This is a genomic window from Rhodovulum sp. 12E13, from assembly GCF_003340565.1.
Taxonomy (GTDB): Bacteria; Pseudomonadota; Alphaproteobacteria; order Rhodobacterales; family Rhodobacteraceae; genus HLUCCA09.
Map to the genome: position 1 here is coordinate 1 of NZ_QPLK01000054.1, position 9,346 is coordinate 9,346.

The window sequence follows — 9,346 nt, forward strand, 5'->3', positions numbered from 1 at the left end:
CGGAGCAACTCGACCTGTTCGAAGCATTGAGCCTGCCGAAACCCGCCTGACGCACCTTGTCGTCACAAAAACGCGAACTCCCCGCCAACAATATCAATCGCTTATCGGATCAACTGTCGAACTTCGGGGGCCCGACCAGGTCGCGAAGCTCGCCGCCAGCATGGCCGAGTTCGGGTGGACCGTGCCCTGCCTTGTCGGCGAGGACGGCAAGCTGATCGCGGGCCACGGCCGCGTCCTGGCCGCAACGCAGCTCGGACTGACCGAGGCGCCGGTGATCGTGCTGGGCCATCTGACCGAGGCGCAGCGCCGCGCCTATCGGATCGCGGACAACAAGCTGACGGAACTCGGCAGCTGGGACGAGGCGCTGCTGTCGGCCGAGCTGCAGGACCTTCTCGCGGACGACTATGACCTGTCGCTGGTCGGCTTCTCGGACGGCGAGCTCGACAAGTTGCTGGCTTTCGATCCGGACGGGGGCGGTGAAGAAGAGGGTGGCGCCGGGGGCTCCGTGCCTCCGGTTACCATCCCCGAACCGCCCCGCAATCCGGCGTCCCGCACTGGCGATCTCTGGATCCTTGGCGACCACCGGCTGCTCTGCGGCGACAGCACCAGCCACGACGACGTCCGCCGCCTGATGAACGGCGAGCGGGCAATCCTGTTCGCGACCGATCCGCCCTATCTGGTGGACTACGACGGCTCGAACCATCCGACCCGCAACAAGGACTGGTCCGCGTCCTACGGCACGACCTGGGACGACAGCAGCCAGGGCGCCGACCTCTACGACGGCTTCATCGCGGCCGCGGTGGCCGAGGCGATCGCGGAGGACGCGGCCTGGTACTGCTGGCACGCCTCCCGCCGCCAGACGATGCTGGAGGCCTGCTGGGAGAAGGCGGGCGCCTTCGTGCATCAGCAGATCATCTGGGTGAAGGACCGCGGCGTTCTGACCCGGTCGCATTACCTCTGGAAGCACGAACCCTGCTTCATGGGCTGGCGCCGCCCCAACCGCCCGCCGAAGGTGGCCGAGGAGACGCTGCCCTCGACCTGGGAGATGCCGTCCTTCGCGAAGGATGAGCGCCCGGATCACCCGACGCCGAAGCCCCTCGATGCCTTCGGGATTCCCATGCGCCAGCACGTCGCCCGCGGCGGCCTCTGCTACGAGCCGTTCTCGGGCTCCGGCTCGCAGATCATGGCAGGCGAGGCCAATGGCCGGCGCGTCTTCGCGATGGAGATCAGCCCGGCCTATGTCGACGTCGCCATCGAGCGCTGGCAGGCCGACACTAGCCGCGACGCGATCCTCGATGGTGACGGCCGGACCTTCACCGAGATCAAGGCCGAGCGGCTGGGCGACAAGGCCGATGCCGCCGCCTGATGGCCGTCTACTACAACGATGCCGATCCCGCGGCCTGCGCTTGGCTGCGGGAACTGATCGCGGCCGGGCTGCTGCCTGCCGGCGAGGTGGACGAGCGCTCTATCCTCGAGGTGGAGCCCGCCGACCTGCGCGGCTTCGCGCAATGCCATTTCTTCGCCGGGATCGGCGGCTGGCTCTACGCGCTGCGCCTCGCAGGCGTGGCCGGGGAGCTGTCCGTCTGGACCGGTTCGCCGCCCTGCCAGCCGTTCAGCCAGGCCGGGCAGCGCAAGGGACAGAATGATGATCGCCACCTCGCCCCGGCCTTCCTGCATCTCGTTGCAGCCTGCCGCCCGGAGTTCGTTTTCGGCGAGCAGGTCGCGAGCGCGGCTGTGCTCGGACGCGTTGGCGGCGCGGCTCGAACTTCGACTGAGGGCCCGGCTGGCTGGGCGTGGTTCGACGCTCTGGCGGCTGACCTGGAAGCGGCATCTTACGCCGTCGCGGCGGCCGATCTGCCGGCTGCGGGCATCGGCGCGCCGCACATCCGCCAGCGGCTGTTCTTCGGCGCTGTCGCCCTGGGGCCGGGCAGGCTGGGCGACAGCCTCGGCACGGGATCACAAGGACGGATCCGAATGCCGGACGGTGCCGATCAACGCGTTGCTCGGCCGGCAGGTTTGGCTGGCAGGCTGGCCGACGACGATGGCGGGCTCACCCGCAACGGCAGCGTACAACGGGGCCGGCAACACCGATGCGAGCCGCAGGACGGTAAAGCTGGTGGACTGGTCGAAGCCGCCGACCCCGCCGGGACCGATGCGACGGACGGCGTCTGGCGAGATCCGGACTGGCTCCTCTGCCGCGATGGCTGCTGGAGGCCCGTTGAGCCCGGAACATTCCCGCTGGCTGATGGGATATCCGGCCGCATGGGGCTCCTGCGGGGCTACGGCAATGCGATCGTGCCGCCGCTCGCGGCGGAATTCGTGACGGCGTTTCTGGAAAGCCTGCAATGAAGCAGAGCCGGACCATGTCGATGGTCGAGGCCATCGCCAACGTAGCGGTGGGCTACGGCATCGCCGTCGGCACGCAGATCCTGATCTTCCCGATCTTCGGGCTGCACACGACGCTGGCGCAGAACCTGAAGATGGGCGCGGTATTCACGGTGGTGAGCATCGCTCGCTCGTTTCTCTTGCGCCGATTGTTCGAGGCGATCCGGATCCGGAGCGGATCATGATTGATTTGCGGCTGCCCGGGACTCGCGCGCGTCGGACAGTATCTCGAAGGCCTCGCGGATGACGTAGAGTCCGATACCCGCTCCCACGATGAGATCGAGCGCACGGATCTCCGTCACGAGAACGGCGATACCGGAAAGGATCACGGCGATGTTGGCGATCAGGTCTGCACGGGTGAAGATCCATGTCGCCCGGAGATGGACTTCGCCGTCGCGATATCGGCTGAGGAGTTTGAGAACCGTGGCGTTCACCACCAGAGCGATGGACGCGACCACGACCATCAGCAGACCCTCGGGCGGCTCGCCGGAGATCGCGCGCCGCACGACGTCCAGAAGCACGGCACAGCCGAGGATCAGCAGAAGAATACCGCTCGCCATCGCCGCGTTGGACTTGAACAGCGCGCCCCGCCCGATGGCCAGCAGCGCCACGGCATAGGCAGACGCATCCGCCAGCATGTCGAGACCGTCGGCGATCAGCCCCGTCGAATTCCCGATGATCCCGGACGTCGTCTCCACGACGAACATGGTCGCATTCAGCGCGAGCGCCAGCTTCAGCGTCCTGCGCTGCTCTGCCGTCTCCGGCGCGATTGGTGAACAGCCGCAATCGGCCATGGCGGCTCCCGGTGTGGCGATCAGGGTCGTGCGTGCGTTCGAGTGCAGAGCGCGCGCCTCACTACGACACAACGCAAGAGAGAGCAGAAGGTCAAGCGCCCCCGAGAGACGGATACCGCCGCCCCTTTCGCGACGGCGGCATCGAGACCGGCGTGATACGCGGCGTCAGTCGCGCGGTAAGCTGTAGACCCGCCCGCGGCCCTCGACCTTCTCGGAGGTGATCGTCAGGCCCAGCTTCTTCTTGAGCGCGCCCGACATGGCGCCTCGCACTGTGTGAGCTTGCCATCCCGTGGCTTCGACGATCTCGTCGATGGTCGCGCCGCCCTCGGCGCGGAGCATCTCGATCAGGGTCTCCTGCTTGGTGCCCTTCCGACGCTGGACCGGGGGGGTCGGCGTTTCCGCCGGCGGCGTCTCATCGTGCTCGTCCGTGATCCCGAGGGTGCTGTAGGCGAGAGGGGTGGCGCGCAGCGTGATCGGGCCGCGCTCCTCGTCGTGGCGGTAGACTGTGTTGAGGTCGGCGGCCGGGATTTCCTCGATCAGGCCCTGCTTGAGGAGGCTCTTGCAGACGTTGCCTACGGCGCCCCCCTTGAGGCTGGCGGTGACGGGGAAGATGGTTCCGTCCTCGCGCGCGCAGGCGGTGGACAGGATGACGGCTTGGGCGTCGGAAAGCTGGATCTGGGTCATGGGGTCGTCTCCGTATTCGGGCCCGCGACATGCGGCGCCTTCTACGACCCCGAGCCGCGCGGGGCGCGCGGCGGGAGTTCCGGCGGTGCCGGAGATCACTCGGCGTGTTCGCCTTCGCAAAAGGCGCTGTCGGTGATGCGCTTCAGCAGGCTCGCGTAGTGTTCGAGGGTGCCGACATGGCCCCAGTTCACTTCGTCGGGGGCGCAGTTGAAATGGTCGTCGCTCAGCGCCTGCAGCCGGGCGAGCATCTCATCGATCTCGGCCTTCTTGCCGATGAAGGCGTTCAGAGCCGCCTCGCGGTTCCTGCGCGCCTTCTCGGCGCGGAGTTCGTGGCGCGGGGTGGTGATCGGGTTCAGGCGCGTGGTCATCGGGTGGCTCCGTGTGCTGAGTTGCATCGTCCTTGTGGATCCAGGTTCGCTCTGGCGCGGAGGCTTATCAACTCAATAAGCACATGATTTCGAATGATAATCGGAGCGCGGCATGGAGGGTCTGAGCGAGCGCCAGTACGCTGCCCGGGTCGGCCTCTCGCGTGGCGCGATCCAGAAGGCCAAGGCCGCCGGCCGCCTCGTGCTGCACGCAGACGGGAGCATCGACGCCGACGCCAGCGATGCGCGCCGGGCCGAGACCACGGACCCGTCGAAGACCCGCAAGCCGCCCCAGCCGAAGCGAAAGCCCGTGCCGGAAGCGGCCGTCTCGGCCGTGGGCGACACGCTGAAGGAACAGGGCCTCGCCGCGCCGGCCACAGGCGGCGGAACGACGTTCCTGCAGGCCAAGACGGCCAACGAGGTGCTGAAGGCGCAGGAGCGGCGCATTCGGCTGCAAAAGCTCAAGGGCGAGCTGATCGACCGCGCCCGCGCGCTGGCGCTGGTGTTCCGCCTGGCGCGGCAGGAGCGCGACGTCTGGGTCAACTGGCCGGCCCGGGTTGCCGCGCTCATGGCGGCTGATCTGGGAGTTGAGCCCGCCGCGATGCAGAAGGCTCTGGAGAAGCATGTCCGATCCCAGCTCGACGACCTCGCCGAGATCCAGCCTGATCTCCGCTGAGGACGCGGACGCGCTGGCCTTCGACGGGGCTCAGGATGTCCTGAGGGCGTGGCTCGCGGGGCTGCGGCCGGACCCGGACCTGACCGTGTCGGAATGGGCCGACCGGCACCGCAAGCTGTCGTCGCGTGCCTCGGCCGAGCCGGGCCAGTATCGCACGGCGCGCACGCCCTACATGGGCGAGATCATGGATCGGCTCTCGCCCGGCGACCCCACGCAGCGGGTGGTGTTCATGAAGGCCGCGCAGGTCGGCGCGACCGAGGCCGGCAACAACTGGATCGGGTTCGCGATCCACCAGGCGCCTGGCCCGATGCTGGCGGTCCAGCCGACGGTGGAACTGGCCAAGCGCAACTCGCGCCAGCGGATCGACCCGCTGATCGAGGAGAGCCCGGAGCTGCGCGAGCGCATCAAGCCGGCACGCTCGCGCGATGCAGGCAACACGATGCTGTCGAAGGAGTTCGCGGGCGGCATCCTGATCATGACGGGCGCGAACTCGGCGGTCGGGCTGCGCTCCACCCCGGCACGCTACATCTTCCTCGACGAGGTCGACGCCTATCCGGCCTCGGCCGACGAGGAAGGCGACCCGGTGACGCTGGCCGAAGCCCGGTCGCTCACCTTCGCCCATCGGCGCAAGGTGTTCCTGGTCTCGACGCCCACGATCCGGGGGCTCTCCCGGATCGAGCGGGAGTTCGAGGCTTCCGACCAGCGCCGCTTCTTCGTGCCGTGCCCGCATTGCGGCGCGATGCAGTGGCTGAAGTTTGAGCGCCTGCGCTGGGAGAAGGGCCGGCCGGAGACGGCGGAGTATCACTGCGAGGACTGCGACGCAGGCCTGGCCGAGCACCACAAGACGGCGATGCTGGAAGCCGGCGAATGGCGGGCGATGGCGGAGCCGATGGATCCCGGCACCGTCGGCTATCACCTCTCGGCGCTCTACTCGCCGGTGGGCTGGCTGGGCTGGGACCGGATCGCGCGCGCCTGGGAGGCCGCGCAGGGCTCGGACGAGGCGATCAAGGCGTTCCGCAACACCATCCTCGGCGAGACATGGGTCGAGACCGGCGAGGCGCCGGACTGGCAGCGACTGGCGGATCGCCGCGAGTCGTGGAAACTGGGCACCGTGCCGGATAAGGGTCTGTTCCTGACGGCCGGCGCCGATGTGCAGAAGGACCGGATCGAGGTCGATGTCTGGGCCTGGGGCCGCGGGCTGGAAAGCTGGCTCGTCGATCACGTCGTCATCGAGGGCGGACCCGACCGGCACGAGGCCTGGGGCGATCTGACGGCCATCCTCGGCCGGTCCTGGCCCCACGCGCGCGGCGCGCATCTGACCATCGCGCGGCTCGCCATCGACACCGGGTATGAGGCGCCGGCGGTTTACACATGGGCGCGCGCGCAGGGCTTCGCCCAGGTCGCGCCGGTCAAGGGCGTCGAGGGGTTCAACCGCTCGAGCCCGGTCTCGGGGCCCACCTACGTGGACGCGACCGAGGGCGGCAGGCGGCTGCGCCGTGGCGCCCGGCTCTGGACCGTGGCGGTCTCGACCTTCAAGGCCGAGACCTACCGCTTCCTGCGTCTGGAGCGACCGACCGCGGACGAGATCGCCGAGGGCGCAACCTGCCAGCCCGGCACGGTGCATCTGCCCGAATGGGTGGACAGCGAGTGGCTCAAGCAGCTCGTGGCGGAGCAATTGGTCACGCTGCGGACCAAGCGCGGCTTCGCGCGTCTCGAATGGCAGAAGCTGCGCGAGCGCAACGAGGCGCTGGACTGCCGGGTCTATGCCCGCGCCGCCGCCTGGATCGTCGGGGCCGATCGCTGGTCCGACGCGAAATGGCGCGATCTCGAGGATCAGCTCGGCGTGGCCGACACGGACGCCGATCCCGCCGGGCAGATCAACCGGCAGGCGCATGCACAGCAGGGCAAACGCCGCTCCGACTGGCTCGGGCGGCGCGGAGGGTGGTTCTGACGATGACGGACTGGACGGAAACGGAGCTGACGGCGCTGCGCCGCGCCTATGCCAGCGGCACCACGCGGGTGAGCTATGACGGCAAGTCGGTCGAATACGGCTCGGCTGCGGATCTGCTGGCGCGCATCCGCACGATCGAGCGGGCCATCGCGGCCATCGGCCGGCCGTTGCCCGTGGCGGGGCGCGCGGGCTTCGCACGCGGCGATCGCGGATGACGGCAAGCTGGTTCGATCATGCGATTGCCGCGGTGGCGCCGCGCATGGCCGCCCGTCGCGTGCTCGCCCGTCAGGCCTTCGAAACCCTGTCGCGTGGCTATGACGGGGCGGCGAAGGGGCGGCGCACCGAGGGCTGGCGCGCGCCGGGCAGCTCGGCCGATACCGAGATCGGCATGGCCGGGGCGCTGCTGCGCGACCGGATGCGCGACCTGGTGCGCAACAACCCGCATGCGGCCAAGGCCGTGTCGGTGCTCGTCAACAACATCGTCGGCGCCGGGATCATGCCCCGCGCGGCGAGCGGCGACGACGCCTTGGACCGGAAGGTCGATGCGCTGTTCGCGCGCTGGGCGGCGGGCGCCGACGCCGATGGCCAGCTCGACTTCTACGGGCTGCAGACCCTGATCTGTCGCGAGATGGTCGAGGCGGGCGAAGTGCTGCTGCGCCGCCGCCTGCGTCGCGCCTCGGACGGGTTGCCTGTGCCGCTGCAATTGCAGGTGCTGGAGGCCGACCTGCTCGACGCCACCAGGACCGGCGCGCTCGGCGCGGGCCGGCTGGTGCAGGGAATCGAGTTCGATGCGATCGGTCGGCGCCGGGCGTACTGGCTTCATCCCGAGCATCCGGGCGACGCCCACGGCGCCTTGCGCGGCGGGTTGCAGAGCCGACCGGTTCCGGCGCGCGAGATCGCCCATGTCTACGAGAAGCAGCGCACGCAGGCACGCGGCGTCCCGTGGGGTGCGCCGGTGATCCGCGCCCTGCGCGATCTCGACGATTACGAGGTTGCCGAAATCGTCCGGAAGAAGACCGAGGCCTGCGTCACCGCCATCGTCTTCGGCGACGAGGAGGCGCAGCAGGGCATCGCGCCGGCGGTGGTCGACGCGGACGGCAACCGGGTCGAGCAGTTCGAGCCGGGCCTCATCGCCTATGCCCGCGGCGGCAAGGACATCCGCTTCAACCAGCCGGCGGCCACCGGCGGCTACGCGGAATACAAGCGTGCCAACCTGCACACCATCGCGGCCGGGTTCAGGGTGCCCTACGAGCTGCTGACCGGGGATCTCAGCCAGGTGAACTACTCCTCGATCCGCGCCGGGCTCGTGGAGTTCCGCCGGATGATCGACGCTGTCCAGTGGCAGCTCTTCATTCCGATGGTCTGCGCCCCGGTGTGGCGCTGGTTCACCGAGGCCGCGTGGGCGGCGGGGCAGATCCCGACGCCGGACGTGGCCGTGGAATGGTCGCCGCCGAAGTTCGAGGCGGTCGATCCGCAGAAGGACGCGATGGCGAACCTGCTCGCCATCCGCTCGGGCACCGCGACGCTGGCCGAAGTCATCGCGCAGCAGGGCCGCAACCCCGATGCGGTGCTGGCCGAGATCGCGGCCACGAACGCCAAGCTCGACGCCCTCGGCCTCGTGCTCGACAGCGACCCGCGGCGCGTCACCAAGACCGGCAGCGCGCATTCCGGTGAGCCGGGCGCCGATCCGGCAAACGACCCCACGGCCCATAAGGCACCCGCCGCCGGCGCCCAACAGGACTGACCCACATGGACACGACCATCGAACTGCCGGCGCTTCGCCGGTCGGCGGAGCTTGCGCCGAACACGGCCGATCCGGAGGCCCGCACCGTCGAGGTTATCTGGTCGGCCGGCGCGCGGATCCGGCGCATGACGCTGTTCGGCGAGCCCTACGACGAGGAGCTGAGCCTCGACCCGGATCATGTGCGCCTCGACCGGCTGAACGCCGGCGCACCATTCCTGAAGGTCCACGAGGTCGGCGCGCTCGACGCCGTCATCGGCTCGGTCGTGCCCGGCTCGGCGCGCGTCGAGAACGGGCGGGGCGTCGCCCTCGTGCGGATCAGCGAGCGCGCGGATGTCGAGCCGATCTGGCGCGACATCCAGGCGGGGCACATCCGGGCGGTTTCCATCGGCTACCAAGTGCATCGCTTCGACATCTCGAAGCCGGACACGGCGCGCGAGCTCTGGCGTGCGGTGGACTGGACGCCATTCGAGGTCTCCGCCGTGCCCGTGGGCGCCGATCCCGCTGCCGGCTTCCGCGCCCGATCCCCGCTTCACGACTGCGTCCTCCACCGCCGGGACGCGCCCACCCACAGCACAGGAGCCATTCCGATGACGGAGAAGACCGACACCCCGGCGGCCGAGGCCGCAGCCGCCCCGAGCGCCGACCAGCCCAGCGACGCCGTCGCATCCGAGGACACGCCGATGACCGACCCGAAGCCTGCCGCGACCCAGGCGGAGACCCGCGCCGCCGACTCGCAGAGCCCCGGCA

The 9,346-nt window shown here is 69.5% G+C and carries 10 protein-coding genes and 1 pseudogene; 8 read left to right on the forward strand and 3 right to left on the reverse strand.

Annotation, left to right across the window (positions count from 1 at the left end):
• The first annotated feature begins 103 nt into the window (after nt 1–103).
• The 3 genes from DLJ49_RS20170 to DLJ49_RS20180 are packed head-to-tail and all read left to right on the forward strand — an operon-like array spanning nt 104 to nt 2,570.
• Nucleotides 104–1,366, forward strand: a complete 1,263-nt coding sequence (locus tag DLJ49_RS20170) for a site-specific DNA-methyltransferase (RefSeq protein ID WP_233489333.1) — start codon at nt 104–106, stop codon at nt 1,364–1,366.
• A complete protein-coding gene (locus DLJ49_RS20175; RefSeq protein WP_115395314.1) occupies nt 1,366–2,349 on the forward strand; it encodes a DNA cytosine methyltransferase in 984 nt (327 codons plus the stop codon). Before DLJ49_RS20170 ends, DLJ49_RS20175 begins: the two co-directional genes overlap by 1 nt.
• Nucleotides 2,346–2,570, forward strand: coding sequence for a DUF7220 family protein (locus DLJ49_RS20180; protein WP_115395315.1), 225 nt, complete (start codon nt 2,346–2,348; stop codon nt 2,568–2,570). Before DLJ49_RS20175 ends, DLJ49_RS20180 begins: the two co-directional genes overlap by 4 nt.
• Here the strand turns inward: DLJ49_RS20180 and DLJ49_RS20185 are convergent.
• The 3 genes from DLJ49_RS20185 to DLJ49_RS20195 form a co-directional block, all read right to left on the reverse strand.
• Nucleotides 2,565–3,179, reverse strand: a complete 615-nt coding sequence (locus DLJ49_RS20185) for a cation diffusion facilitator family transporter (protein ID WP_115395316.1) — start codon at nt 3,177–3,179, stop codon at nt 2,565–2,567. The genes DLJ49_RS20180 and DLJ49_RS20185 overlap by 6 nt on opposite strands.
• A 165-nt stretch (nt 3,180–3,344) precedes the next feature.
• Complete coding sequence (locus DLJ49_RS20190) at nt 3,345–3,863, reverse strand: DUF3489 domain-containing protein (protein WP_115395317.1); 519 nt, start codon at nt 3,861–3,863, stop codon at nt 3,345–3,347.
• 95 nt (nt 3,864–3,958) lie between these two features.
• A complete protein-coding gene (locus DLJ49_RS20195; RefSeq protein WP_115395318.1) occupies nt 3,959–4,231 on the reverse strand; it encodes a hypothetical protein in 273 nt (90 codons plus the stop codon).
• A 112-nt stretch (nt 4,232–4,343) separates the two neighbouring features.
• On the opposite strand from DLJ49_RS20195, the gene DLJ49_RS20200 reads away from it, so the two are divergent.
• The 5 genes and pseudogenes from DLJ49_RS20200 to DLJ49_RS20220 all read left to right on the forward strand — a co-directional run.
• Nucleotides 4,344–4,904, forward strand: coding sequence for a hypothetical protein (locus DLJ49_RS20200; RefSeq protein WP_115395319.1), 561 nt, complete (start codon nt 4,344–4,346; stop codon nt 4,902–4,904).
• Entirely contained in the window at nt 4,852–6,855 is a 2,004-nt protein-coding gene (locus DLJ49_RS20205; RefSeq protein ID WP_115395320.1) for a phage terminase large subunit family protein, read from the forward strand. The genes DLJ49_RS20200 and DLJ49_RS20205 overlap by 53 nt, the downstream gene beginning before the upstream one ends.
• A gap of 2 nt (nt 6,856–6,857) precedes the next feature.
• Nucleotides 6,858–7,070 (forward strand): phage head-tail joining protein, encoded by a 213-nt coding sequence (locus tag DLJ49_RS20210; protein WP_115395321.1) that lies wholly within the window; start codon nt 6,858–6,860, stop codon nt 7,068–7,070.
• A gap of 44 nt (nt 7,071–7,114) precedes the next feature.
• The gene (locus DLJ49_RS20215; protein WP_233489330.1) at nt 7,115–8,599 is read left to right on the forward strand and encodes a phage portal protein; all 1,485 of its coding nucleotides are present in this window, start codon (nt 7,115–7,117) and stop codon (nt 8,597–8,599) included.
• Nucleotides 8,600–8,604: 5 nt separating this feature from the next.
• Nucleotides 8,605–9,346, forward strand: a pseudogene (locus tag DLJ49_RS20220) (peptidase U37); the annotation flags it as partial.

Coding starts and splice junctions, on each gene's coding strand:
- DLJ49_RS20175 (WP_115395314.1), top strand. CDS start 1,366: ATGGCCGTCTACTACAACGATGCCGATCCCGCGGCCTGCGCTTGGCTG.
- DLJ49_RS20180 (WP_115395315.1), top strand. CDS start 2,346: ATGAAGCAGAGCCGGACCATGTCGATGGTCGAGGCCATCGCCAACGTA.
- DLJ49_RS20185 (WP_115395316.1), bottom strand. CDS start 3,179: ATGGCCGATTGCGGCTGTTCACCAATCGCGCCGGAGACGGCAGAGCAG.
- DLJ49_RS20190 (WP_115395317.1), bottom strand. CDS start 3,863: ATGACCCAGATCCAGCTTTCCGACGCCCAAGCCGTCATCCTGTCCACC.
- DLJ49_RS20195 (WP_115395318.1), bottom strand. CDS start 4,231: ATGACCACGCGCCTGAACCCGATCACCACCCCGCGCCACGAACTCCGC.
- DLJ49_RS20200 (WP_115395319.1), top strand. CDS start 4,344: ATGGAGGGTCTGAGCGAGCGCCAGTACGCTGCCCGGGTCGGCCTCTCG.
- DLJ49_RS20205 (WP_115395320.1), top strand. CDS start 4,852: ATGTCCGATCCCAGCTCGACGACCTCGCCGAGATCCAGCCTGATCTCC.
- DLJ49_RS20210 (WP_115395321.1), top strand. CDS start 6,858: ATGACGGACTGGACGGAAACGGAGCTGACGGCGCTGCGCCGCGCCTAT.
- DLJ49_RS20215 (WP_233489330.1), top strand. CDS start 7,115: ATGGCCGCCCGTCGCGTGCTCGCCCGTCAGGCCTTCGAAACCCTGTCG.